Below are 25,518 nucleotides of genomic sequence, written 5' to 3'. Positions count from 1 at the left end.
AGGTATGTCTCTAAGGAGGACACAAAATGAAACTCAAAAAAATGATGGCACTGGCACTGGCTTCTACCGCTTTGATCGCAGCAGCAGGCTGCGGCGGAAACAGTGAGCCGGCAAAGAGCGGTGCTGCTTCCGGTGCGAAGGTCACAGGACAGGTCACTTCTTCCGGTTCTTCCGCACTGCTTCCGCTTGTAAAGGATGCAGCTGCTAAGTTCAAGAGCAAGAATCCGGAAGTATCTCTGACTCTGAATGCAGGCGGCTCCGGTACGGGTCTGAAGCAGGTCGCTGAAGGCTCTGTCAACATCGGCAATTCCGATGTACCGGCTGAAAAGAAGCTGCCGGCTGAAAAAGCCAAAGGCCTCGTAGACCATAAGGTCTGCACCATGACTGTTGCTGCCATCATCAATAAAGATATCGCTGACAAAGTGAAGAGCCTGACCTCCCAGCAGCTGCAGGATGTCTTCACAGCCAAAGTCACCAACTGGAAAGAGGTAGGCGGCCCGGATGAACCGATCGTCCTTGTCACCCGTCCGACCACCTCCGGCACCCGTGCTCTCTTCACGGAACTGGCACTGGCTGGTCAGGAAGAAGCATCCAACAAATCTCTGGAAACCGATGACAGCGGTACACTGATCCAGAGCGTCGCACAGACCAAGGGGGCTATCGGCTATGTCGCTCTTCCATACCTTGTCAATAACAAAGACGTAGCAGCTCTTGCGATCGACGGCGTGGCACCGACTCTGGAAAACACCTACAATGGCACTTACAAAGTCTGGGGCTATGAACATATGTACACCAAGGGCGAACCGACCGGCGCGGTCAAAGCCTTCCTCGACTACATTCTCTCTGATGAATATGGCGTAGAGATCGAAAAACAGGGCTACGGAGTTTCCTCTAAGATGAAGAAATAAATGGGGGGGGTAGCCCGTGGGGCGGCTTGTCCACTGATTGTGGATGAAAGCTTTGCTCGCCAGTTAGGAGTGAGGAGTGAGGAGTGAGGAGTGCTGGTGCGGCGCATAAAAATATGGAAGCGCCGCGGAGGTTTGAAACTAGCGGTTTTCTCGTATCGCAAACCTAATTCCTAGCTACTAATCCCTAGCTACCAGTCACTAGTCACTAGTCACCAGTCACCTGCAATGCCTGACTGCTAAGCTCAGCCCTTTGTCCAAACAAATTAAATGCGATTTTGCAATAACGCTTACAGAAGACGGGGAAAGTGGCTGCTTTGAGCAGTCCCTTTCCCGTTTCTATCAAGGAGAATGATCCATGGTCCCGATTTTTGAAAAAGGAGTCAATATGGAGGGCAGTAGTACGAACCAGCATATGTTTCGAAGAGAATATTTTGGCAAAAGCCTCTCGACTCTCTGCGGCGGATTCCTGGTCGTCCTGACGATCGCCATCGGTTGCTTCCTCTTGGCGAAAGGCATGCTTTCGTTTACACAGTTTCATCACTCTATGAGTGAGTTTCTCTTCTCTCCGGTTTGGAAACCGACGGATACCGAAGTCGGCGGTGGACAGATCGGTGCGGCGATCTACATCTGGGGCTCTATCCTGACCTGCGCGGTCGCACTGGTCATTGCCATCCCTTTTAGCCTTTCCACGGCGATCTTCATGACACAGATTTCTCCTAAGATCGGAGAAAAGATCATTCGTCCTGCGGTAGAGATCTTCGTCGGGATTCCGTCTGTTGTTTACGGCTGGGTCGGGCTGGTCGTTTTGGTACCGCTCATCCAGAAGGTATTTGACCGCTCTCACGGGCAGTCGGTGCTGGCGGCAGCGATCGTGCTTTCCGTCATGATCTATCCGACGATCACTTCCGTCTCCGCAGATGCCATCCGCAGCGTGAATCAGAAGTATATCGAAGGTGCCTATGGTCTTGGCTCTACCCGCTGGCAGATGATTTATAAAGTGCTTCTCCCCGCTGCGATGTCGGGCATCCTGACTGCTATCGTACTCGGCTTGGCCAGAGCTTTTGGCGAAGCACTCGCTGTTTCCATGGTCATCGGGAAGATGCGCGCATTCCCGAAGAGCCTGCTTGACCCGACGAACAATCTGACGTCTGCGATCGCCTCCGATATGGGCGGCGCTATGGACGGCGGCGAGTTCAATGCAGCCCTGTGGTCCATGGCACTCCTGCTCTTTGTCGTTTCCCTTCTTTTCATTCTGATCATTCATCTGATCGCTGCCAGAAAGGAGAAAATCTGATGAATTCGAATTCTTCCCTTTCGGCGGATGAGCTTCGCCATGTGAGCGGCTCACTGAAGAGGACGCATATGTCCGATCATCTCGCGACGGCTGTCTTCTATGTGGTGTCCGGTGCCTTCGTCCTGCTTCTCATTGCCTTCACGATGTATGTAGTCTGGGGCGGCATCAAAGCCTTCCGTCCTGAGATTTTCTCTTTTGATGCAAACGGCATTGGAAATCAGTTTTTCAACACCGTTTATCTCGTTTTCCTCTCTCTTGTGATTTCTGTACCGATCGGTATCTTTGCCGGTGTGTACATGGCGGAATATGCACCGGAAGGCCGCATCCTCCATGCTCTTCGCATCGCCATCGAGACATTATCCTCTCTCCCTTCGATCGTGGTTGGCCTTTTTGGCTACCTGGTCTTTATCATCATGGTCGGATCCCAGTGGAACCTCTTCGCAGGCGCTTTGGCGGTGTCCGTCCTGTCTCTGCCGCTTATCACTGCGACCACCTACGATGCACTGAAAGCACTGCCGCATGGCTTCAAAGAAGGCAGCCTTGCACTGGGGGCGACCCACTTCGAGACCATCTGGAAGGTCATGCTGCCGGCGGCCATCGGACCGATCGTGACCGGCATTATCCTTGCAGCCGGCCGAGGCTTCGGCGAAGCTGCTGCGCTCCTTTATACCGCAGGCATGAGTACGGATATCAGCTGGCAGGTGTGGGATATCACCTCGCCTGTTTGCCCGCTGAATCCATTCCGCCCGGGTGAGACGTTGTCCCTGCAGGTCTGGGCGTCCCGCACCGAGGGCGTCGGCGGATCTGCCGCTGATACGGCAGCTGCAGCTTCTGCTGTTTTGATGCTCATGGTGCTCTCATTCAGCATAGGCGCCCGCCTCATCAGTCACTACATTACCAAGAAAACAGAAGGAGAACATGCATAATGTATTATAATGGAAACTCAGTCGCTGTCCCGGCTCCTGCTGGCTCAACAGCCATCTCGGTCTATAACAATATCAGCTTCGACTGCAAAAATGTCGATCTGTACTACGGCTCTTTTCAGGCACTGAAGGGCATCAATCTTCGCATTGAAAAGAATCAGATCACCGCACTCATCGGGCCGTCCGGCTGCGGGAAATCGACGTTCCTGCGCTCGCTGAACCGCATGAATGACCTCATCCCATCCTGTCGCGTAGAAGGGGAGATTCTTCTGGCTGGTGTTGATGCGTACAAAGATATCGATCCGATCGTTCTTCGCCGTCATGTCGGCATGGTTTTTCAGCAGCCGAATCCATTCCCGAAGAGCGTCTATGATAATGTCGCTTATGGTCCACGCCTGAAAGGCATCACCAAGAAAGCAGATCTGGATGAGATCGTAGAAAGCAGCCTGCGTCAGGCTGCCATCTGGGACGAACTGAAAGATCGCCTGCATAAGTCTGCCCTCGGGCTCTCCGGCGGTCAGCAGCAGCGTCTTTGCATCGCCAGAGCCCTTGCCGTAGAGCCGGATGTTCTCTTGATGGATGAAGCGACCTCTGCCCTCGATCCGATCTCTACAGCGCATATCGAAGAACTCGCTGTCAAGCTCAAGGAACGCTACACGGTCATCATGGTCACCCATAACATGCAGCAGGCACAGCGTATCGCTGACAAAACAGCCTTCTTCTATCTTGGTGAAATGGTCGAATACGGCGAAACCAGACAGATTTTCGAGAATCCGCAGAAAGAACGAACGATTCGTTACATTTCCGGTAACTTTGGTTGATTTCATATGATAAAATAATAAGGAATACTTCACCGGCGGGTCAGAGACGATCAAGGTCTCTGGCGTGCCGGCTTTTGGATAGCATAATAATTAGAAATGAGAAATGAGAAATGAAGGAGCGGCGCAAAAAAATAATAGGGCGCCGCATGGGGTAAGATAATTAAGGAAACGCTGATTAAATCGCAGAATCTGATTTGGTATGTATTTTCATGCAATGATTCGTCATAACCCTCCTTAAATAGCTCGCTATTCGCGCCCCCTATTCCTTGCTTTGTATGAAAATACAAGAGCCAAATCAGACAACGATTTAATCGGTGTTTCCTCCATTCGTTTCGGCGCTATATAATTTGTGCGCCGTACTACCATTTCTCATTTCGCATTTCTAATTTCTCATTGATGCCTATTGCTAAAATTGAATGTTTTCGATCATGAAACAGGAGACAAATCATGCCTTTAATTTACTGTGTAGAAGATGATGAAAGTATTCGCGAGTTGGTGAGTTATGCACTCCGGGGGCAGGGGTACAAGGTCGAAGGCTTTGGTGATGCCAATGCGCTGTATGATGCGCTGCAGAAAAATATACCTGATATGCTGCTCCTTGATATCATGCTTCCGGGCGAGGATGGGCTGACCATTCTGAAGAAAATGAGAGCGCCGGGGAGCGGAGCCATGCAGACGGTCCCGATCATCATGATGACGGCGAAAACAAGTGAGTTCGATATCGTAAAAGGGCTTGACTGTGGAGCGGATGACTATGTGACGAAGCCTTTCGGCATCATGGAGCTGCTCTCGCGGATTCGTTCGGTCCTTCGCCGAGCCAAAAAATCGACGGAGCCGAATAAGAAGCTGCTCTCTTACGGTCATATCGTCGTGGATCAGGAGCAGCACGTCGTCACAGCAGGCGGAAAAGAGGTCCAGCTGACTCTCAAAGAATTCGACCTACTCTGTTATCTCCTGCTGAACAAGGGCATCGTCCTGTCCCGCGATCAGATCATGCAATCGGTATGGGATTGTCCTTTTGAAATGGAGAGCCGTACCATCGATATGCACATCATGAGCCTTCGTCAGAAGCTTGGGGAGGAAGGCTCTCTCATTCGCACGGTCCGTGGCGTGGGCTACAGGCTGGGGGATAGAAAATAGGGAAGAGGCTTGGGGTTAGCCCTTGGGGCGGAGCGCCCTTGGATTGCGGATGAAAGCCTCGATTGAATGAGAAATTAGAAATGAGAAATGCGAAATGGTGGTGCGGCGCATAAAAATATGGAAGCGCCGCGAAGTATAAATCATGGCGATGCCATGAGCTGGCATTCCAGTCACTAGTCACCAGTCACAAGTCACTCAAGGCCCCTAATCCCTAATCCCTAATCCCCTAATCCCTGATTTATAACCTATTACCTATGGAGTCATGCATAGGCGGCTATGCTGCTCTATTTTATATTTCTACTAATACAACTCACGTAGGAGAAACACATGAGAGGAAGAATTTATAAAAGTTTGCTCTTTATGGGCATTATATCCGTGGTCGTGACATTCATACTCTCGGCCATCTTATATTACCAGGGCATGCAGGAGCAGATCAGTGCGGAGCTCGGGCGCACGGCGCATGTGCTTTCCGGTGCGATCTCCAAGGACAAGGAAGAGAGCAGCATCGAGTATCTGGACTGGGTCTTCAAAGACAATGAGCGTGCCATTCACATCGTCTGGCTCGATACCGATGGCACTGTCATCTATGACAGTGACCAAAAGGAGGAGGATTACAAGGCAAGCGGCGAAGTGAAGGCGGCATTTGCGACGGGGAGCGGCCACGAAGTGCATAAGGACTCCTTTGACAAGCCGAAGAGCTATTATGCCGTCAAAGCAGATGACGGTACAGTGCTCAGACTTTCAAGCGGACGCATGGTGAATTACAAAGGCTACTCCTCCTACTTGCCGGAGATCTTCATCTTCCTCCTGGTCTTCACCGTGGGCTGTCTGGCTGCTGCGGAACGGGAGACAGAAAGCATTTTGAAACCCTTCCATCTCTTGGGCGATCTCGTGCAGCGTATCATGAAGGGGGAAAAGGTGGACGAGCTGCCGCCGGAATATAAGGAACTGCGTCCTCTCATCCGTAAGGTCGAAGAGCAGCACAATGATATCGAAAACTATATGGAGGATATCGAAGAGGAAAGAAATACGATCCGCATCGTGGTCGATACCATCACAGACGGCATCATCCTTCTGAATGGCAGCCGGGAGATCATCGATTACAATAAGACGATCGAAGATATTTTCCATCCGAACGAAAACAAGCGCTTCCGCCGTATAGCGAGCCTTTATCATGATGAGGACTGGCTTCGCGTCATCGGCAAAGCCTACCACAGCGAGGGGAAGCAGGAGTACACCATGTACCTTTTTGACAAGCCCTTCCGTATGGTCATGAATCGGATCGTACTCACCGACGGAGAATCCGGTCTTCTCATCGTACTTCGTGATATGACGGCTTCTTATATGGCTGAAAAAATGCGCCGCGAATTCTCTGCCAATGTTTCGCATGAGCTGAAGACACCGCTGACCTCTATCAGCGGGTTCGCAGAAATGATTGCCAATGGCATGTACCAGAAGCCCGAGGAAGTGCGGCTCTTCGGCAGCCGCATCGTGAATGAATCCCAGCGAATGTTGACACTGATCGATACCATCATGCATCTTTCCAAGATCGAGGAGACAGAGACCACCATCACATGGAAGACCGTCTCTGTAGACAGCTTGGTGCGGTATGCAGCTGATCTCATTTCTCCACAGGCAGATGCCAAGCATGTCAAGGTGCACGTGGATACAGACCCGCTTTATACCTATGGCAATGCAGCGCTTCTCTCTGAGCTTATCATGAATCTCCTGGATAATGCGGTGAAATACAACCATGAAGGCGGGGATGTATACGCACGCCTTTCACCGGAGGGGGAAGACAAGATGATCCTTACGGTATCGGATACAGGCATCGGTATCCCGAAGGATAAGCAGGGACGCGTCTTTGAGCGCTTCTACCGCGCCGAAGAGAGCCGGAACAAAGCGACCGGCGGCAGCGGACTGGGACTTGCTATCTGCAAGCATATCGTAGAAAAGCACAAAGGCATGCTCTCTATCGAAAGCATCGAAGGGGAAGGCACGACCGTCACTGTCGTCCTGCCCAGAATGAGCGAAGGCGACGTGGATCGGGAGCACGCGGAAGCGATGACGGCCAAGCAGGAAGCAGCAGATGCAGAGTCTGGTCGTCTTGCCGCCGAAGAAGCCGAAGAAGACAGAAAGGCCATCGAGGCTGCGGGTGATGTCAAAGGCGAAAAGGCGGGAAAAGACGTACACCATAAGGTCAAGAAGCCGAAGAAAGAAAAAGAAAAGAAAGAGAAGGGACGGAAGAAGGACGAGAAGAAGAAAAAATAATGGATCCGGGCAGCTCCATAGAGAGGGCCGTGGATTTCACAGCGAAAGAAGCACGGCAGTTTCTGCTGGGGCTATGGGGCAAAGAGGGGTGCGTGTGATAAGCACCTGAGAGGCTTTGATCCCGCATGCCCTCTTCCTCTTCTGCATTTTTCCTCTTGACTTGGATCGATTTCTGTAGTATCATATCCCTTGTAATTGATTGCAAGCAGAAGTCATCCGCTTCTCACCTTACATGGCGCAGGCTACTAAGGTTTACGTATGAACTCAAGGCGGACGGCAGATGCTGTCCGCCTTTACACTTGCAATGATTTCTATTTCGGAGGTGAAAAGAATAGGTAAGGAACTTCGCATCAATGAACAGATCCGCGCCAGAGAGGTGCGTGTTGTCAGCGATGCAAATGAACAATTGGGGATCATGACGCTCCATGAAGCGATTCGCATGGCGGAAGAAAAAGGACTTGATCTCGTCGAGGTGGCGCCCAATGGCCGTCCACCCGTATGCCGTATCATGAACTATGGCAAATACAGATATGAACAGCAGAAACGTGATAAAGAAGCCAAGAAGAAACAGAAGGTATTCCAGATCAAAGAAGTCAAGCTTCGTCCAAATATCGAAGACCATGATTTCTTTGTCAAACTGAAGAATGCGCAGCGTTTCTTAGGTGATGGAAACAAAGTCAAAGTGACCATCATGTTCCGTGGCAGAGAAATGACCCATCCAGAACTTGGACAGGATGTTCTCGACCGTTTCGCTAAAGAACTGGGTGATACCGTTGTTCGCGAAAAGCCACCGAAATTAGAAGGGCGCAACATGACAATGATCGTTGCCCCAAAAGCATAACAAAGGAGAGTACAAAATGCCGAAAATGAAAACCCGTCGCGCTGCGGCAAAACGTTTTACTGAAACCGGATCCGGTCAGTTCAAGAGAAACAAAGCATTCAAGAGCCACATTCTCGAAAAGAAGTCCCCGAAGAGAAAGAGAAACTTCAGAAAAGCAGCACTGGTTTCCAAGTCTGATTACAAACGTGTAGCAAGATTGCTTCCAAACGGCTAATAAGGAGGATATAAGAGAATGGCAAGAGTAAAAAGCGGCGTTACCGCTCATGCAAGACATAAGAAGATTCTGAAACTGGCTAAGGGCTACAGAGGTGCTCGTCACACCCAGTTCAGAAAAGCAAACGAACTGGTCATGAAGGCTCTCTACTATGCTAGAAGAGACCGTAGATCCAAGAAGAGAGAATTCCGTAAGCTCTGGATCGTTCGTATCAATGCAGCAGCTCGTCAGAACGGCCTGACCTACAGCAAGCTCATCGCTGGCCTGACCCGTGCTGGTATCGAAGTGAACCGTAAGATGCTCTCCGAACTCGCTATCAGCGATCCGGCTGGCTTCACCCAGATCTGCGAAGCAGCTAAAAACGCTTAATCCATAAAAATCCGTCTATGACGATCTGTCACGGACGGATTTTTATTTTGGACGAAGGGCGCTTGACCGGAAAAAGTGACGGGATCCCTGTGAAGCCTCTTTCCTGATCCATCGAAATAGAGCCGGTCATTTTATGCTATAATGACAGCAAAGATACAAGCGAGGTGATGCCAATGACTATACAACAAATACTCACGTTCCTTTCTAGGAAGGGGTTGCTTCATGAGGATGAAGCGTTCACCATAGCAGGCGGGGAAGAGGCCGCATCGATCTCTCTTACGCTGCCGCATCTTCTCATCTTAAAGGATGTGACAGAAGAGGAGAAGGCCATTCTGTCATCGAGGCTTTCTATGCTGTATGAGAAGGAGAGCGCACTCATCCTCCTTTCTTCGGAAGGCCGTATTCATAGGCTTACCATGGATGAATTCCGGCATGACCTTGGGAAGGAGCCATTCCTCTTCCTTTTCGACAGCCGCAAAGCGAGAGGGAAGGGACCTGCGCCGTTCACACTGTCTCCGCTCGAGGAGACGATGGATATGCTGCTGGCACCCGGCGGCTGTCCCTGGGATCGCGCGCAGGATCATAGATCGCTTCGAACCTATTTCCTGCAGGAGGTCTATGAAGTGATCGATGCGATCGACAAGGATGATATGGTGAACCTGAAAGAGGAGCTGGGCGATGTGCTGCTGCAGATCGTCTTTCATGCGCGCCTCGCGGAGAAGGAAGGCTTCTTCACCATGCAGGATGTCGTGGACGGCATCAATGAGAAAATGATCCGCCGGCACCCCTTCGTTTTCGAGAAAATCACGGTGGAGGAGACGAAAAAGCTCCTTGGAGATTGGGAAACACGGAAAAGATTGGAAAAAAACCGAAAATATCTGCTTTCCGGCGTCTCAAAAGACTTGCCAAGTCTGCTTTTAGCATGTATAATTCAAAGGAAAGTTGGTTCCCATGGACTGACAGAAGCCCTCGAGGATGGCGCACTTTCTGCGTCTTGTGCTGAAGAGATCAAGGTAGCCATAGACGGGAAGGGAGCTGTTGATAAAGAGCTTTCGGTGGGGCGTTTCCTTTTTGCGTTAGACCGTGTAATACATGCAGAAGGGGTAGAACCTGAACTGGCTCTCCATCGCTACGCCAGATATGTCATGGATCAGCTGAGAGCCTTTGAAAAGGGCCTTTTCCAGAGAGGGAAGAGCCTGATGGACATCTCGCCCGAGGAGGCTCAGGTCTTGTGGCAGGATTTCTGCCGAAAGACGGATACATCAGCGCTCCCCTAGCCCATTGGAGCTGAGAAGCGGTGTGCCCTGTGCACCACTCTTCTTTGTTGGCAAAAGCCATCATTATTAAAGGAGGATGTTTAGTTATGAACAAAACAGAACTCATCACTGCTGTCGCTCAGGAAGCAGAAATGACCAAGAAAGATGCCGAAAAAGCAGTCAAGGCTGTCATCGATGTCGTATCCGGTGCTCTTGCCAAAGGTGAAAAGGTCCAGCTGATCGGCTTTGGTACTTTCGAAGTCCGTGAACGTAAAGCTCGTGAAGGTCATAATCCGTCCACACAGGAAGTCATCAAGATCCCGGCTTCCAAGACTCCGGCTTTCCGCGTTTCCAAACAGCTGAAAGAAAAAGTCAATGTAAAACCGGCTAAAAAGACCAGAGCTAAGAAAGCAGCTAAGAAATAAGATGGTACAGAAAAAGGAGCTGTGAAGAAATGAATCCTCATTTCTTCACAGCTCCTTTTTACTTTGCTTTCATTTGGTTCAAGGTTCAAGGTTCAAGGTTCAAGGTTCAGGGTTCAAGGTTCAAGGTTCAAGGTTCAAGGTTCAGGGTTCAAGGTTCAGGGTTCAAGGTTCAGGTGGCAGCTTCGCCGCCTTTTTTAGAAGATGATATTCTCGTATCGCAGCCTTCCCCTCTAGGGGAAGGTGCCCGCAGGGGCGGATAGGGTGACTATGTCATGAAAGACAGCTGGGATAAGGTTTCCCGGTCACTCCTATGAGAGCTGCAAGTCCCCTGCGGCAGATGGAACGCGAAAATGAGATGATCGTTATTTCACATCGCCTTTTGATTTGCAAAATATGTGACGTTGGTTATATCCAAAAATGAAAAAGGATGATATGCGGGCTGCTTTTCCTCAAGACGGTGCGCCCGATGATATTGAAAGTCATCGGTTGAAAGTGTAAAATTAAAAGAAAGTTGATGCGATCGAGGACGGAAGTTAAGAATCTTACAAAGGAACGGTCAAATGATGAAGAAAAACCATGAGGAAAAGCATAAAGGAAAGCATAAAACGGAAGCACGGATCAAAATCTATTGCGTGCTCATGGGTGTGATTTCTTTTCTTTTTTGCTTTGCGGCAGGCTCGCTGATACTCCGTTATATGGAAAAAGAACAGAAAGATATGGCGATGTATACAGCGAAAATCACAGCAAGCCGTGTGGAGATGCAGCTTGAGAAGTATGTGCAGATCTCCGATTTCATGGCCAATCGGATCCTCGCCGGGGGTGAGCCGGATCAGGATGCATTCTCTGAAACGGCAAAGGCATTTCCCAATGAAGACGGTGTGGTCAAGGCTTATGAGCTGGCGCCGAATGGGGTAGTCAACGATATCTACCCTATGCAGGGGAACGAGAAGGCGCTGTCGCTGAATCTTTTGACACAGCATGAAAGATATTATGATGCACTTCGGGCAAAGGAGACCGGGAAGTATACGCTGGGAGGCCCCTATACGCTGAAGCAGGGTGGGCAGGGAGCGCTGCTCTTTACACCGGTGTACCTCCCGGATGGCAGGGGACACCATTCGTTTTGGGGATTCGTCGTCATTGTCATTGACTGGCAGAAATTTTTGAATGAAACGGGATTGGACCAACTATCGAGGTCTTCCTTCCTGTATGAGATCTGGACGCACAACAACAAAGACGGACAGCCCGTGACAATCGCCAGCGGACAATCGGGTATGCCGAAAGATCGCCTGACAGTGACTTGCAAGATCCCGAATGCGATATGGTATTTTGACATTATGCCTGTGAATGGATGGATTCCGCCCGCCTACTGGATCGCTGACGGTGGGATCTCAGGGCTTCTCGCCATCTTGATCGTTACGATTTTTTATCAATTTCTGAGGAGAAGACGTCAGGAAACAGAGCATGCGGCCGAACTGCAGCGCTCAGCGTATCGGGAAAAAAGTGCGAATGAGGCAAAAACTCGTTTTTTGTTCAACATGAGCCACGACATACGGACGCCGATGAATGCCATCGCCGGATTTGCCAGCCTTTTGGAAAAGCATCTGGATCGTCCGGAAAAGGCGAGGGAATATCTGAAGAAAATGCAGGTGTCGAGTGCGCTATTGACGACGATCATCGATCAGGTGCTGGAAATGGCACGTATCGAAAGCGGGACGGCTCGGCTGAATCTTTCCCCGGAAGACCTGATGGATATGTGGCAGTCCGTGGAGACGGTCTTTGAGGCGGATATCAAAGAAAAGCAGCTGCATTTTTCATCAGAGGTAGAGATCCAGCATCGCTATGTCCTTTGCGATAAAACAAGGGTGCAGGAAATCTTCTTAAACATCGTAAGCAATGCCATCAAGTATACGCCGGCAGGGCAGGCGATCCATATCAAGCTTTGCGAAGTGACTCCAAGTGAAGCGGAAAGGGCGCGCTATATTTTTACCTGCCAAGATACGGGGATCGGTATGAGCCAGGATTACCTGCCTCATATTTTCGAGGAGTTTTCTCGAGAGCGCTCTTCTACAGAGAATCAAGTCATCGGGACCGGACTGGGACTTTCCATCGTCAAGTCCATGATCGAGCTTATGGGAGGCGAGATCCATGTCGAGAGTCATAAGGGCTGCGGGACATGCTTCCGCGTGGATCTCCCCCTGCATCTGACCGATGAATCGGAAGTCAAAAGGGAAGAAACAGAGGCGGCGTCAGACCAGGGGGCATCATTGGCTGGGAAACGCATTCTCCTTGCTGAGGATAATGATCTCAATGCGGAGATCGCCTGCGAGCTTCTGGAAGAGAAGGGGATCTTGGTGGAGCGTGCAGAAGACGGACAGGTCTGCTGCGACCGTCTCATCGAGGCAGCAGACGGATACTACGATCTCATTCTTATGGATATCCAGATGCCGCACATGAATGGCTATGAGGCGACGAGACGGATCCGAAAGCTGCAGGATCCGAAGAAATCGCAGATCCCCATCATTGCCATGACGGCGAATGCTTTCGCAGAAGACAGGCAGGCGGCAAAGGATGCCGGCATGAATGATCATGTGGCAAAACCGATCCATATAGACATTCTCTTGTCTGTGCTCAAGAAATATGTATAGCGGGAAGGGGCTGTGAAGAAATGAATCCTCATTTCTTCACAGCTCCTTTTTACGTTGCTTTCATTTGGTTTAGGGTTCAAGGTTCAAGGTTCAGGGTTCAGGGTTCAGGGTTCAAGGTTCAGGGGTGAGGTGGCGGCTTCGCCGCCTTTTTTAGATGATGGTATTCTCGTATCGCAGCCTTCCCCTCTAGGGGAAGGTGCCCGAAAGGGGCGGATAGGGTGACTATGGCATGAAAGACAGCTGGGATAAGGTTTCCCGGTCACTCCTATGAGAGCTGCAAGTCCCCCGCGGCAGACGGAACGCGAAAATGAGATGATCGTTATTTCACATTGCTTTTTGCGTGTCAGAAAGCGGTTTTCCTTATGCGTGACGGCTCCGCTGATTTGCGCTTTTATGTTATAATCGAAGGTGGAAAAGTAACGAAAGGGAGAGACGAAATGGAGATCGCTCGTAAGTTTTACATCATGACAGCCAGCATAGGGACGGGGCACAGCCAGGCGGCGCGTGCCATCGCGGAAGCGATCCAGCGCACGCATCCATCGGACTCGGTGCAGGTCCTTGACTTCGTATCGAGCAATCTTTTCTCCATCGATCACATCATCAAGGATGGCTATCTCAAAATGATCGACGTCTTTCCGGAGATGTATGACCATCTCTACAGTGATTCGCAGATGAGCCGCTTCGGGCAGTTCTCGCAGAAGATGCTGTCTCTTTCCTTCAAACGCAGAATGAAGAATCTCATCATGGCCACGAAGCCGGATGCGATGATCTTCACGCATCCTTTCCCGGCAGGGGCAGCAGACCTTTTGAAGGCGGAGGGCTCGATCTCGATCCCGCTGCTCGGCGTGATCACGGATTTCGATATCCACCAGCTCTGGATCGACCGCTATCTTGACGGGTATTGTGTCGCGACGCCGGATCTGAAGGACCTGCTGGAGACGTATGATATCGATGGCAGCCGCATCCGTGTGACAGGTATCCCGGTGCGCCGTGCTTTTTACGAGAAAGCGAAGGAGAGAGAGGCCTTTGAAAAGGGGACGGTACTCGTCATGGGCGGCGGTCTCGGGCTCGGCAATGTCGTGGATAATATCGCTCGTCTCGATGAAGTGGAAGAGATCTCAAAATTCATCGTCGTGACCGGGAAGAATATCAGTCTCTACGAAAAAGTGGCTGCTCTTGCCGAGAAGCTAAAGCATCCCGTGGAGCTTCACAGCTATACAAATAAAGTGGCAGAGATGATGGCAAGGAGTGAGATCCTTGTGACAAAGCCGGGCGCACTTACGTGTACAGAGGCGATGGTGATGCATCTGCCTATGGTGCTGGTCAATACGCTGCCCGGACAGGAGCGTGCGAATGCCATGCATATGAAGAACCTTGGCTGCGCGGAATGGGTGAAGCGGGGAGAACTTGCAGACTCGGTGCGCGCTATCCTTCGTGACCCGCTCGTTCGGAAGAAGATGGCAGATGCCTGCAGCGTCGCTCCGAGCGGCAGTGCGGATCAGGTGGCGAAGGTATTATACGATTTGGCAAGAAAGCAGTGACGGATGACCGGTAGCATTGACTGCTTTTCGCTGCTTCACTGCTCTCAATTCTGAAAGATGTGATACATATGGACTCTTTATTCGACATGTCCCCGGAGGCGGGGAAGCGGTATGCCCCCTTGGCGGATCGCATGCGCCCCAGGCGGCTTGAAGACATCGTCGGACAGGATGCTGCCGTTGGACGGCAGTCTTTCCTTTATCGCATGATAGAGCGGGATACGATCCCATCTCTCCTTCTTTTTGGCCCGCCGGGATGTGGGAAGACGACGATCGCATCGGTCATTGCGGAAATGACAAAGAGCTGCTTCATCAAGGTGAATGCGACCTCGAGCGGGATCAAAGAGATCCGGGATGTTGTTTCCAAAGCGAAAGAAGAGCTCTCGTACTACCAGCGGCGGACGATCGTTTTCATTGATGAAATCCACCGTTTCAATAAGGGGCAGCAGGATGTGCTTCTGCCCTATGTGGAGGATGGGACATTCATCCTCATCGGTGCGACGACGGAGAATCCCTATTTTGAGATCAACGGGCCGCTGCTCTCCCGTCTGCGGCTGATCCATCTGAAGCGACTTACTGATGAAGCGATCGTCTCGGTGCTTCATCGTGCGCTCGATGATGAAAAGTATGGGCTGGCGATTCATCGCTATACGGCAAAACCGGAGGCGCTTGCTCTCATTGCCGCCTACGCCTCCGGGGATACGCGCGTCGCGCTGAATCTCTTGGAGCAGTCGACATCCATGCTGACGGATGGAGGCACTCTGACAGAGAAGGAGATCGGCGAGGTGGCAGGTGTTCAGATCTCCAGCTATGATAAGCAGGGGGACTACCATTACAATATTGTTTCCGCTTTCATTAAGAGCATGCGAGGAAGCGATCCTGATGCAGCGCTGCACTATCTGGCGCGTATGATCGACGGAGGAGAGAAGACGTCCTTCATTTCAAGGCGCATCATGATCTGCGCAGCGGAAGATGTGGGTCTGGCAGATCCGCGAGCGCTGCAGGTGGCGGTATCAGCGGCGCAGGCAGCAGAAATGGTCGGTTTTCCTGAGTCGCAGATCATCCTTGCGGAAGCCGTGCTCTATATTTGTCTGGCTCCTAAGAGCAATAGTGCCTGCTCCGGCATTTTTGCCGCCGAAGGGGAGGAAAAGACAAGGAAGGACTGGTCCATCCCCGCGCATCTCATGGACTCGCACTACAGCGGAGCGAAGAAGATGGGGCTTGGCATCGGATATAAATATCCTCACGATTTCGGCGGATGGGTAGAGCAGCAGTACCTTCCCGATGAGCTCGTAGGACACCAGTACTACAAGCCCCGCCCGCTCGGGCAGGAGGGTGACATGGTGCGCGCCTGGTGGGCGAGAAGAAAGGGAAGTAAGTGACTGGTAGACTAGTGACTAGTGGCTAGTGACTAGTGGCTAGTGGCTAGGGATTAGAAATCTAAAGTGACTGGTGACTAAATACCACCCCCGCTGAACCCTCTGAATCTACAGAACCCGCTGAACCTCTTTCACATGCAAGCAAAGGGCAGCACGCCCCACAGGCTAACCCTGAACCTAATAAAGGAGATATAACCATTTATCCATGAAAAAGAAGACAGCAAGCCGGAGACGGACGACGAGAGTGCAGAAGAGCGAGGAGAAGAGCTATGAGATCACAGGTGTGATCCTCTTCCTCTTCGGCCTTTTCATTCTCTTTAGTCTTTTTAGCGACAGTACCGGTTTTTTCGGAGATATTACGAATAAAGGCAGCCATTTCCTCTTCGGATTCGGCGCGCCTTTCTGCGCCCTTTTGATGATGTTTTTCGGTGGGCGCTATGCCGTGACATCGAAAGGAATTTCCTGGGACAGGCGCGTTGCGCTGGTCATCCTGCTGGTGCTGCTCCTCTTCATGGCGGTGCATCATTTTCTGGTTCCTTTTGGAAGAGAAATGGATATCCAGTCGATCCTCACCTATGGCGGGATCGTCGGGGCGGGATTCTGCGTCTTTTTCCATGATGCGATGGGATACTGGGGGACGACGCTGGTGCTCCTCGGGGCCATCGTGATCGATGTGCTTATGCTGACGCACTGGTCGCTTTCGCGTGGCGCGCAAAAAGTGGGCTCGAAGGCGCAGGTACTCGGAAAGAAAACAGGCGAGAAGATCGAAGCCGCAGCCACACGGCTCAGGGAAAAGAAAGCGGCGCTGGATGCTGCGAGAAGTGCTGCCAGGCTGGAAGTACTCGACGATAAGCCGACGGAGTTCATTTACAAGAAGAATGAAGAAAATGCGGCAGAATCGCCGGATGAGGAACTGCCGGCAGAAGATATGGCGGTCCCTGCGCAGATGCCGGATGCGGAAGAGCCGCCGATTTTCGTAGAAGAGCCTATAGAAGAACCTGCCCCAGAAGCAGATAAAGAAGCACAGGAAGAGCCGTGGACGCCAGAGGAGCCGGTCAAGGACATGGAAGAGCTGCCGATATCGCCGCTTCCGGAAGCGGAGGATGAAGTGGCAGAAGAACCGCTGGAAGAACCAGCTGAAGAGTTGGCCGGGGAAGAGAAGCCGGAGGAGGACATTCACCCGATACCGCCAGCGCCCGTCTCAGCAGACCCAGCTCATCCCGCACCAGCTGCGGAAACGGGGCCGGTGTATCAGTTCCCTCCGCTCTCGCTTCTTCATGCGGGGACGAATGCGGGACAGGGAGAGGCCGATGCAGGACAGAAGGCGGCACTCATCGAGTCGACGCTTGCCAGCTTCGGAGTCCGGGCGAAGGTCGTTCACTACAGCGTGGGGCCGACGGTGACGCGTTTCGAGCTCAAGCCGGAAATGGGCGTCCGTGTGAGCAAGATCGAAGGACTTTCGAATGAGCTCGCCATGGCGCTTGAGGCGACACATATCCGCATCGAAGCCCCGATCCCCGGAAAATCTGCGGTCGGCATCGAGATCCCGAATACGAAGGCGGCCTCTGTGCCGCTTCATGATGTGCTTGCCAGCGATGCCTTTCAGCATGGCAAGGGCCACATCCTTGTGGCCTTGGGCAAGGACATCACCGGGAAGACGGTCGTGACCGATCTGGCGAAAGCACCGCATCTTCTGATCGCAGGTTCGACCGGCAGCGGCAAGAGCGTGTGCATCAATTCCATCATCACGAGCATCATTTATCATAGCCGCCCGGATGAGGTGAAGCTCATGCTCATCGACCCAAAGGTGGTCGAGCTGTCTGTCTATAATGGCATCCCGCATCTGCGCACAGAAGTCGTGACGGATATGAAGAAGGCGCAGGGCACATTGAATTGGGCTGTCCGTGAAATGGAGGCCCGTTACCAGCTCTTTGCCGGGGCGAAGGTGCGAAATATCGAAGGGTATAATAAGCTGTATCCTGACAAAAAGATGCCCTATATTTTACTGATCGTCGATGAATTTGCCGACCTCATGAACGTCGCGGCAAAAGAAGTCGAAGTCCTGATCCAGCGTCTGACGCAGAAGGCGCGTGCCGCAGGCATCCATCTGATCCTTGCGACGCAGAGACCGTCAGCCGATGTCATCACCGGCGTGATCAAATCAAACATTCCGAGCCGTATCGCATTCATGGTCGAGTCGGGTCTCAATTCCCGCATCATTCTCGATGAGGGCGGTGCAGAATCGCTGCTTGGCAAGGGCGATATGCTCTTCAAGCAGGCGGGAGCGCTCAGTACTGTCCGTGTCCAGGGGGCATTCATCTCGGACGAAGAGGTCGAGGATGTGGTGAACTATGTCAGGGCGGAATGCATCCGTCAGGAAAGCCATGTCATCTATGAGCCGATCGATCTTTCTATCCCGGAAAAAACAGAGAAAGAGGACGAAATGGTCGAAGAGCAGGATGATCTCATGCCGGAGGCTTCGGAATGGGTGCTCGATACGAAGCGTGCTTCTGTCTCCGCTCTCCAGCGCCGATTCCGCATCGGGTATACCCGGGCCGGCCGTCTCATGGATACCATGGAGCGCCTCGGTATCGTAGGCCCTGCGGAAGGGGCAAAGCCAAGAGACATTCTGATCGATAAGGAGCAGCTTTCTGATATTCTTGCAGGCGGGAAGAAGGAAGAGCCTTCGGACTAGAGAATCGGTCTTCACAAGTATGGCGTTTTCTGAAAAGAGCGCCATATTTGTGACTGCGGATCGGGGACCAGCTGCACGTTTCCTCCGCTTCTCTGATAGAGCCTGTATCGAAATGAGGTGATCCATCTTGAAACGTCTATGCTCCGTCTTACTGTTTCTCCTGCTGGCAGGCGGTGCTTTTTGGGGGATTCTTTGCTATGCGAAGAATCTGGAAGCAGAGCGGCGCCAGGAACAGCATCCTGTGAGCAAGGTCGTCGTGCTGACGGATCTTTCACCGGATGTGCTTGATCCGGTGAAAGACGCTTTTTATAAAGAACAGGGGCTTGCTGTAGAGATCTCCTATGTATCTGGCGCAGATCTATTAAAGAAGACCTCCGCTGAGGAAAAGGCAGCGGATGTGGTGATCACCAGTCAGGATATCCTGATGCGGATGAAAGAGAACGGAGAGCTCGCAGCCTATTCATCCTCGCGCACGGATACCGCGCTGAATCTTTTCAAGGATGAAGAGGCGTATTGGACAGGTCTTTGGGTGGATCCCATCGTGTTTGCGGTGAATCCGGATTTTCTTAAGAAGCAGAAGCCATTTTCCTATACGTGGGCAGAGGTCTTCACGCGGGAAGAGGCACAGCTTTCGATGACGGACTTCATCGCAGCCGACATGTCGAAGGATCTCCTGATGTGTCTCATCGAGCACTTCGGGCCAGACTATGCGATGGAACTCTTGGGCAGGGCGCAGCAGCATCTCGTACAATATGGGAAGTATCTCTCTACGCCGTCCCGTATGGCGGCGATGGGAAAGTGCGACATCGGGATCTCCGGGCTGAATGAAGTCCTTCGCACGAAGCGGGAGAAAATGCCGGTCATGATCATTTATCCGGAGGATGGCGCGCCCTGGTACCTCTATGGGACAGGGCTTCTGGCAGAAAGCGCACATCCTGAGCGGGGCGAGCGCCTGATAGACTGGCTTCTGGACTCGGCGAAATATAAAAGCATCATGGAAAAGAACGGGAACTACTTCATCTATGTGAATGATGATGCGGCAGAGCCCGATGCAGCCGGCAATGAACTCGTTTTTTGGGAATTACAAAAAAGATATCTGGATGAAGGCAGAAAGGATCTGCTGAATCTATGGGGAGAAAAAGTACGATTTGGAGGAACAAAGAAGTGACGAAGAAATTAGGATTTATCAGCCTGGGCTGCTCGAAGAACTTGGTCGATACGGAAATGATGGTGGGCATCATGGAGAAAGCCGGCTATGAACTGACCGAAGATCTGGCAGAAGCGCATGTCATCATTATCAATACCTGCACATTCATCGATCCGGCCAAGGAAGAGTCGATCCAGACGATTCTGGAAACAGCGGAATACAAGAAAACAGGTGTCTGTGAACGTCTTGTGGCTGCCGGCTGCCTCTCACAGCAGTACAAGGAAGCGCTTGCGAAGGAGATCCCGGAAGTCGATATTTTCATCGGTACAGACTCCTGGCAGGATATTCTGGATGCCGTGAATGAATCCTATGCCAATGGCGGAGAAAAGGTGTTTAAATTCGGCACCATTCCCTGCGCGAATGAAGAGCTGATCCCGCGTGCATCGCTGACGCCGAAATATACCGCCTATGTGAAGATCGCTGAAGGCTGCAGCAATGGCTGCACGTTCTGCTACATCCCCTATGTACGCGGGCCGATGAGAAGCCGCCCTATTTCTTCCATCGTCCATGAAGTGAGACGTCTGGCGGCTGAAGGGGTGCGTGAATTCAACCTCATTGCGCAGGATCTTTCCTGCTACGGACGCGACCTCGGGACGAATCTCGCAAGCCTCCTTCGTGAGCTCGTCAAGATCGAGGGTGTGAAGTGGATCCGTCTTTTCTATCTCTATCCGACCTACTTTGATGATGAACTCCTGGACGTCATCCTGCACGAAGATAAGATCTGCAAGTACGTGGATATCCCGCTGCAGCATATCAGCAATGCCGTGCTCACTCGTATGCACCGCCGCGATTCCTCGGAGAGCATCTATGCTCTTCTTCGGAAGCTCCGCGCTGCCAGACCGCGCATGACCATCCGCACGACGCTCATGGTCGGATTCCCGGGAGAGACAGAGGCTGATTTTCAGGAGCTCTGTGACTTCATTCGAGAGATCAAATTCGACGATATGGGGGCCTTTACATTCTCCCCGCAGGATGGTACGCCTGCGGCGCGCATGACGGACCAGATCGATGAAGAGGTGAAGGAAGACCGTTATCATCAGCTGATGGCGATCCAGGCCGGAATTTCGGAAGAAAACAATGAACGCCTCATTGATACCGACGCGGAAGTCCTCGTCGAGGAAATCATCGAGGATGGCGAGGGACATAGACAGGCCAAAGGCCGTACGTCCTATCAGGCGCCTGAAGTCGATGGGAATGTGTATATCGACAACCCGGGAGATCTCAAGCCGGGCGATTTCGTGAATGTCCATATCATCGACGGATATGCGTATGATCTGATCGCAGAAGTGAAGGAGTAAAAGATTCAAGGTTCAGGTGGATGGGTTCAAGGCTCTCGTGGCGGCTTCGCCGCCTATAGTTAGGCAGGGCGATGCCCGAAAGCAGCATGCAAGCCACCAGTCACCATCCGCCGGTCGCTTTTATCCCGATCCCTTTTCTTCCTGCAGCCCATCAAGGAGAACATGCATGATCACTGAAATCATTACCACTGGCACCGAGCTCCTGCTAGGGGAGATTGATAACGAAAACAGTCGTTATCTGGCGGAGCTCATGAATGAACATGGATTCACTGTTGCCTTTATGACGACGGTGGGGGATAATCCGGAGCGGATGAGAGCGGCCTTTGCTACTGCACTCTCCCGAGCAGATCTTGTCATCACCTCGGGCGGCCTTGGCTCAACGCAGGGAGACATCACGAAAAAGATCGGAGCCGAGGTACTGGGACTTCCCTATGTTCTCTTTCCGGAAGAGGCAGTGCGTCTTGCCGCGTACTACAAAGAAAAGGGACGCCCCTATCTGCCCTCTTTATCGCGCCAGGCGTGGTTTGCTGAAGGCGCGGAGCTCCTCAGGAATGAAGCCGGCTCTGCCAGTGGCTGCCTCCTTTCGCATCACGGAAAATTTCTGGTACACCTTCCCGGACCTCCTTTTGAGATGAAGCGGATGGCAGAAAAACACATGCTCCCCTCGCTCAAAAAACGGTTGGGAGAGATGGGGACGATCCGCTCCATGATCCTGCCGATCCCCGACAGGACGGAGGCGGAGATCGAAGAGACCATCATGGACCTCATCCTGGCGCAGGAAAATCCCACCATCGCCCTTCTTGCACGACCGGGGTATATCGCCCTTCGTGTGACGGCGAAAGCGGAAACGGCAGAGGCGGCCTATGCGCTGATGTCGCCGCTGGTGACAGAGCTCAGGAAGCGACTCCCCGTAGCTGACTATCACATCGAGCAGCATGTGCGGGAAGACCTCGTGGCTCTTCTGGAGAAGACGCATCTTTCCATAAGCGCTGCCGAGTCCTGCACTGGCGGTCTCATCGGAAAGCTGATGACGGATCTTCCGGGCAGCTCTGCTTATTTCAAAGGAAGTGCGGTCACATACTGGAATGAGGCCAAAGAAAATGTGCTGGGGGTCTCTTCGGAGACACTTTCCCGCTATACGGCAGTCAGCGGAGAAACGGCAAAAGAGATGGCAGAGGGCAGCCGCCGTCTGTATGCATCAGACATTGCAGTCTCGACGACAGGCTACGCAGGTCCCGGAAGAGGGGAACGCGGCGAGCCTTCCGGCACCGTCTTCCTCGCCGTCTCCGGCGCATATGGTACAGAGGTATATGAAGAGCATTTCCTGGGCTCCCGGAAGAGTGTCCGCTATGCTGCCGCAGAGAAAGCGATGTACTATGTGATGGAGTACATCAGGAAACGGATGGGGAAGTAAGCAGCAGGCGCTTTCCCCGCGCAGCATTTTCCATACATCAAAAAAGACACACTCGCTTTTTGATCAGCCCCTGTCAAGTTTATAAAGGAGAATATGGATGAAGCTGTTTTTATGTTCGCACTTTTCAAGTGTAGGAAGTTTGATAAAAGAAGAAATTGATAACAAAAAAGTCGCATTTATTCCAACAGCATCGCTTCGTGAAGGCTACACCGGTTATGTCGGCTCGGCTCGAAAGCTATTTAATAAACTGGGAGCAGCCGTAACTGAAATTGATATTTCAACGGAGGCTTATTCAACGATACAATCTGTTTTTGAAGATGCGGACGTGATATATTTTACTGGTGGAAATTCTTTCTTCCTTATGGACCAGCTCCGTAAAACGGGAACGGATGAGCTGTTGAAGAAAGAATTATCAAAGGGGAAACTGATGATCGGTGAATCGGCAGGTGCGATTATATGCGCTCCTACCATCCAATATATTGAACAAATGGATGAAAAGCCGGAGGACTACTCACAAGAAGATGATGCAGGGCTTGATTTGATTGATTTCTATGTTCTTCCGCATTATCTTACAGCACCATTTAAAAAAGTTACCGAGAAAATAATGACTGAGTTTTCGGATTTGAATCTATGCCCAATTAACAACCGTCAGGGAATTGTAATTGATGGTGAAGGTTCAAAGGTTATTTGCAAAGACTAATTTGAAAATTTAAGTTTGTCGAACTGATAAAATCCCTTTAGGAACTAAAGGGCGCACTTCTATACTCTCTGTCGAGAGTAGTGCGTCCTGCGGAGCTTCATTCCCGGTCAGCAGAAGAAAACTGCTCGATCGAGCATGTTTCGTCACTTCGTTCCGTCAAGGTGGCTACACCCCCTTGCGACGCTTGTGCGTCTATCCCTTGTGGACTTGCCGTCCGCAAACAGCATGAAATGCTGTTCGCCGCCAGCAAGTTTGGAAAAACAAATACCGAAAATCAGACCATTTGGCCATAAAAAAATCCCCCTAAAGCAGTTTGGTTATTTACCTTGTCTGCTTTAGGGGGATTATATCATTTTGGCGCGTGTGTCTTTTTTGATGCGGCATACGGAGAAAAAGTGTTGAGGGAACGGAAGTGATCATTGGAGATCTTCGCGGTGCGTTTTTTCGCCGCGCCATGCCCTCTGCGTCTCTAGGAACTGAGCCAATAGCAGAGCCCAATCGGATCCGTATGTTCCCGGTGCCTGCTATTTTCTCAAGTCGATCCCGCGGATCTGCTGACGGAGCGGAAGTACGGAGTAGGGGGCGACGGAGAATTCATCGACACCCATTTTAAGGAAGGTCTCCGTGATGGAGAGATCACTGCCGAGCTCACCGCACATGCCGACCCAGATGCCGGCTTTGTGTGCATTTTCTACCGTCATCTGGATGAGCTTCAGGACGGCAGGATGATGCGGATTGAAGAAATCGGTCAGGTTGCGGCTGGTGCGGTCGACGACCAAGGTGTACTGCGAGAGGTCATTCGTACCGATGGAGAAAAAGTCGACTTCTTTCGCGAGCTTGTCGCTGATGAGTGCAGCAGCCGGTGTCTCGATCATGATGCCGATCTCCATCTGCTTATCGTAAGCGATGCCTTTCTTATCGAGCTCCATCTGGACTTCCGTCAGGATCTCCTTCGCCTTCCACACTTCCCAGACGGAAGTAATGAGCGGGAACATGATGGCCGCTTTGCCATAGGCGCTCGCACGGAGAATGGCACGGAGCTGGACTTTGAAGATCTCAGGACGCTTCAGGGAGATGCGGATCGCGCGCAGACCGAGCGCCGGATTATCCTCTTTCGGCAGATGGAAAGCGGAGGCTTCTTTGTCTGCGCCGATGTCGAGGGTACGGATGATGACACGCTTGCCGGCCATGGTCTCGATGGCGAGTTTATAAATATTAAACTGCTCTTCCTCTGATGGCAGCGTTTCACGGCCCATGTAGATGAATTCGCTGCGGAAGAGACCGATGCCTTCCGCGTCATTCTTGAGGACGGCAGAAAGGTCGGAGGCAGAGGAAACGTTTGCTGCGACCTCGATGCGGTGACCATCGATCGTTTCGCTCGGAAGGCCCTTCAGCTGCTGCAGGAGCTCTTTCAGGTGGATGCTCTGGCTCTGTTTCTCTTTCATACCGGAGAGGATAGCCGGTGTCGGTTCGAGATAGACAACGCCGGAGAAGCCATCGATGACAGCGGTTTTCCCATCGTGGGTGGCATCGACATCCGTCCCGGTCGCAACGATCGCAGGGACGCCGAGCGCACGGGCGAGGATCGCGGTATGTGAAGTCGGAGTGCCTTCCTTCGTCACGAAGCCTAAGATCTTTGTCGTGTCCATCTGAATGGTCTCGCTTGGTGTGAGGTCATCCGCATAGAGGATGCATGGCTCATCCGAAGAGAAGAGTGCCTGCTTCTGATGGAGTGTGCGAAGCAGGATGCGTGCGACTTCCGCAAGGTCAGCGATCTGGCCATGGACATAGTCGTCCGGATCTGCTTCATAGATACGGGTGAAGTTCTGCTCCGCCTGCTGGATGGCGTACTCTGCATTGACGCTCTGCTTCCGGATGATAGACTTGACAGCGTCAACGAATTCAGAGTCTGTCATCATCTGCTGATAGACTTTGAAGATGGAAGCGTTATCCAGACCGACATGAGAGATAGCTTCCTGGTAGAATTCCTTCATCTTGACAGCGGCTGCATTGCGCGCGGAGTCAAAGCGTGCGACTTCGGTCTCCGGCTTTTCGATCTCTATGCGGGCGAAATCCATCGGCTGGTGTCGGAAGATACGCAGCGGGCCGATCGTGACCATGCCGGAAATACTTTTGCCATGAATGGTAAGCATAGGTGGTATCCTTTCGTTTTGTATTGT

20 protein-coding genes are annotated in these 25,518 nt (G+C 51.8%); 19 read left to right on the top strand and 1 reads right to left on the bottom strand.

Features of this window, described 5'->3' with window-relative positions; all coding sequences use genetic code 11:
• Positions 1–26 precede the first annotated feature (26 nt).
• From ACGG9R_RS07430 to ACGG9R_RS07340, 19 genes are all read left to right on the top strand, one after another.
• Positions 27–908: a phosphate ABC transporter substrate-binding protein PstS family protein gene (locus ACGG9R_RS07430; protein WP_390153397.1), complete on the top strand. Its 882-nt coding sequence runs from the start codon at positions 27–29 to the stop codon at positions 906–908.
• Positions 909–1,293: 385 nt separating this feature from the next.
• Complete coding sequence (gene pstC / locus ACGG9R_RS07425; protein ID WP_390155127.1) at positions 1,294–2,202, top strand: phosphate ABC transporter permease subunit PstC; 909 nt, start codon at positions 1,294–1,296, stop codon at positions 2,200–2,202.
• Positions 2,202–3,128, top strand: a complete 927-nt coding sequence (pstA, locus tag ACGG9R_RS07420; protein ID WP_390153394.1) for a phosphate ABC transporter permease PstA — start codon at positions 2,202–2,204, stop codon at positions 3,126–3,128. Before pstC ends, pstA begins: the two co-directional genes overlap by 1 nt.
• A complete protein-coding gene (pstB, locus tag ACGG9R_RS07415) occupies positions 3,128–3,946 on the top strand; it encodes a phosphate ABC transporter ATP-binding protein PstB (RefSeq protein ID WP_022106358.1) in 819 nt (272 codons plus the stop codon). The genes pstA and pstB overlap by 1 nt, the downstream gene beginning before the upstream one ends.
• Before the next feature lie 447 nt (positions 3,947–4,393).
• Positions 4,394–5,086 (top strand): response regulator transcription factor, encoded by a 693-nt coding sequence (locus tag ACGG9R_RS07410; protein ID WP_390153390.1) that lies wholly within the window; start codon positions 4,394–4,396, stop codon positions 5,084–5,086.
• Between the two features lie 360 nt (positions 5,087–5,446).
• A complete protein-coding gene (locus tag ACGG9R_RS07405) occupies positions 5,447–7,357 on the top strand; it encodes a sensor histidine kinase (RefSeq protein ID WP_390153387.1) in 1,911 nt (636 codons plus the stop codon).
• A gap of 304 nt (positions 7,358–7,661) precedes the next feature.
• Positions 7,662–8,198 carry a translation initiation factor IF-3 gene (gene infC, locus ACGG9R_RS07400; RefSeq protein ID WP_390155124.1) on the top strand — a complete coding sequence of 179 codons (537 nt, stop codon included), beginning with the start codon at positions 7,662–7,664 and terminating at the stop codon, positions 8,196–8,198.
• A 16-nt stretch (positions 8,199–8,214) separates the two neighbouring features.
• Positions 8,215–8,412, top strand: coding sequence for a 50S ribosomal protein L35 (rpmI, locus tag ACGG9R_RS07395; protein ID WP_008858952.1), 198 nt, complete (start codon positions 8,215–8,217; stop codon positions 8,410–8,412).
• Between the two features lie 18 nt (positions 8,413–8,430).
• Entirely contained in the window at positions 8,431–8,781 is a 351-nt protein-coding gene (rplT, locus tag ACGG9R_RS07390; protein ID WP_390153384.1) for a 50S ribosomal protein L20, read from the top strand.
• Between the two features lie 173 nt (positions 8,782–8,954).
• On the top strand, positions 8,955–10,058 hold the full coding sequence (locus ACGG9R_RS07385; protein WP_390153381.1) for a YabN family protein: 1,104 nt from the start codon (positions 8,955–8,957) through the stop codon (positions 10,056–10,058).
• Between the two features lie 86 nt (positions 10,059–10,144).
• Complete coding sequence (locus tag ACGG9R_RS07380) at positions 10,145–10,462, top strand: HU family DNA-binding protein (protein WP_022106365.1); 318 nt, start codon at positions 10,145–10,147, stop codon at positions 10,460–10,462.
• A 560-nt stretch (positions 10,463–11,022) separates the two neighbouring features.
• Positions 11,023–13,107, top strand: a complete 2,085-nt coding sequence (locus ACGG9R_RS07375) for an ATP-binding protein (RefSeq protein WP_390153378.1) — start codon at positions 11,023–11,025, stop codon at positions 13,105–13,107.
• Positions 13,108–13,544: 437 nt separating this feature from the next.
• Positions 13,545–14,648 carry a glycosyltransferase gene (locus tag ACGG9R_RS07370; RefSeq protein WP_390153375.1) on the top strand — a complete coding sequence of 368 codons (1,104 nt, stop codon included), beginning with the start codon at positions 13,545–13,547 and terminating at the stop codon, positions 14,646–14,648.
• A 68-nt stretch (positions 14,649–14,716) separates the two neighbouring features.
• Positions 14,717–16,027, top strand: a complete 1,311-nt coding sequence (locus tag ACGG9R_RS07365) for a replication-associated recombination protein A (RefSeq protein WP_390153372.1) — start codon at positions 14,717–14,719, stop codon at positions 16,025–16,027.
• Positions 16,028–16,229: 202 nt separating this feature from the next.
• Positions 16,230–18,719, top strand: a complete 2,490-nt coding sequence (locus ACGG9R_RS07360; RefSeq protein ID WP_390153369.1) for a DNA translocase FtsK 4TM domain-containing protein — start codon at positions 16,230–16,232, stop codon at positions 18,717–18,719.
• A 127-nt stretch (positions 18,720–18,846) separates the two neighbouring features.
• Complete coding sequence (locus tag ACGG9R_RS07355; RefSeq protein WP_390153366.1) at positions 18,847–19,887, top strand: ABC transporter substrate-binding protein; 1,041 nt, start codon at positions 18,847–18,849, stop codon at positions 19,885–19,887.
• Positions 19,884–21,224, top strand: coding sequence for a 30S ribosomal protein S12 methylthiotransferase RimO (gene rimO / locus ACGG9R_RS07350; protein ID WP_390155121.1), 1,341 nt, complete (start codon positions 19,884–19,886; stop codon positions 21,222–21,224). Before ACGG9R_RS07355 ends, rimO begins: the two co-directional genes overlap by 4 nt.
• 166 nt (positions 21,225–21,390) lie before the next feature.
• The gene (locus ACGG9R_RS07345) at positions 21,391–22,638 is read left to right on the top strand and encodes a competence/damage-inducible protein A (protein ID WP_390153363.1); all 1,248 of its coding nucleotides are present in this window, start codon (positions 21,391–21,393) and stop codon (positions 22,636–22,638) included.
• Between the two features lie 97 nt (positions 22,639–22,735).
• Positions 22,736–23,338, top strand: coding sequence for a Type 1 glutamine amidotransferase-like domain-containing protein (locus ACGG9R_RS07340; protein WP_390153360.1), 603 nt, complete (start codon positions 22,736–22,738; stop codon positions 23,336–23,338).
• Positions 23,339–23,862: 524 nt separating this feature from the next.
• Here ACGG9R_RS07340 and ptsP read toward each other — a convergent pair.
• Positions 23,863–25,491, bottom strand: a complete 1,629-nt coding sequence (gene ptsP / locus ACGG9R_RS07335; protein WP_390153358.1) for a phosphoenolpyruvate--protein phosphotransferase — start codon at positions 25,489–25,491, stop codon at positions 23,863–23,865.
• Positions 25,492–25,518 lie beyond the last annotated feature (27 nt).

Origin of the sequence: Dialister sp. i34-0019-2H8 (assembly GCF_042846925.1) — a bacterium.
In the GTDB taxonomy this organism is placed as follows: Bacteria; Bacillota; Negativicutes; order Veillonellales; family Dialisteraceae; genus Dialister.
This window is presented reverse-complemented; position numbering and strand designations above follow the sequence as displayed.

Excerpts from the sequence above, each read along its gene's own strand:
- ACGG9R_RS07360 (WP_390153369.1), top strand. The coding sequence starts at position 16,230 with ATGAAAAAGAAGACAGCAAGCCGGAGACGGACGACGAGAGTGCAGAAG.
- infC (WP_390155124.1), top strand. The coding sequence starts at position 7,662 with ATGATTTCTATTTCGGAGGTGAAAAGAATAGGTAAGGAACTTCGCATC.
- rpmI (WP_008858952.1), top strand. The coding sequence starts at position 8,215 with ATGCCGAAAATGAAAACCCGTCGCGCTGCGGCAAAACGTTTTACTGAA.
- ACGG9R_RS07370 (WP_390153375.1), top strand. The coding sequence starts at position 13,545 with ATGGAGATCGCTCGTAAGTTTTACATCATGACAGCCAGCATAGGGACG.
- ACGG9R_RS07385 (WP_390153381.1), top strand. The coding sequence starts at position 8,955 with ATGACTATACAACAAATACTCACGTTCCTTTCTAGGAAGGGGTTGCTT.
- pstA (WP_390153394.1), top strand. The coding sequence starts at position 2,202 with ATGAATTCGAATTCTTCCCTTTCGGCGGATGAGCTTCGCCATGTGAGC.
- pstB (WP_022106358.1), top strand. The coding sequence starts at position 3,128 with ATGTATTATAATGGAAACTCAGTCGCTGTCCCGGCTCCTGCTGGCTCA.
- ACGG9R_RS07345 (WP_390153363.1), top strand. The coding sequence starts at position 21,391 with ATGATCACTGAAATCATTACCACTGGCACCGAGCTCCTGCTAGGGGAG.
- ACGG9R_RS07430 (WP_390153397.1), top strand. The coding sequence starts at position 27 with ATGAAACTCAAAAAAATGATGGCACTGGCACTGGCTTCTACCGCTTTG.
- ACGG9R_RS07410 (WP_390153390.1), top strand. The coding sequence starts at position 4,394 with ATGCCTTTAATTTACTGTGTAGAAGATGATGAAAGTATTCGCGAGTTG.
- pstC (WP_390155127.1), top strand. The coding sequence starts at position 1,294 with ATGGAGGGCAGTAGTACGAACCAGCATATGTTTCGAAGAGAATATTTT.
- ACGG9R_RS07375 (WP_390153378.1), top strand. The coding sequence starts at position 11,023 with ATGATGAAGAAAAACCATGAGGAAAAGCATAAAGGAAAGCATAAAACG.
- ACGG9R_RS07405 (WP_390153387.1), top strand. The coding sequence starts at position 5,447 with ATGGGCATTATATCCGTGGTCGTGACATTCATACTCTCGGCCATCTTA.
- ACGG9R_RS07365 (WP_390153372.1), top strand. The coding sequence starts at position 14,717 with ATGGACTCTTTATTCGACATGTCCCCGGAGGCGGGGAAGCGGTATGCC.
- rplT (WP_390153384.1), top strand. The coding sequence starts at position 8,431 with ATGGCAAGAGTAAAAAGCGGCGTTACCGCTCATGCAAGACATAAGAAG.
- ptsP (WP_390153358.1), bottom strand. The coding sequence starts at position 25,491 with ATGCTTACCATTCATGGCAAAAGTATTTCCGGCATGGTCACGATCGGC.
- ACGG9R_RS07380 (WP_022106365.1), top strand. The coding sequence starts at position 10,145 with ATGAACAAAACAGAACTCATCACTGCTGTCGCTCAGGAAGCAGAAATG.
- ACGG9R_RS07340 (WP_390153360.1), top strand. The coding sequence starts at position 22,736 with ATGAAGCTGTTTTTATGTTCGCACTTTTCAAGTGTAGGAAGTTTGATA.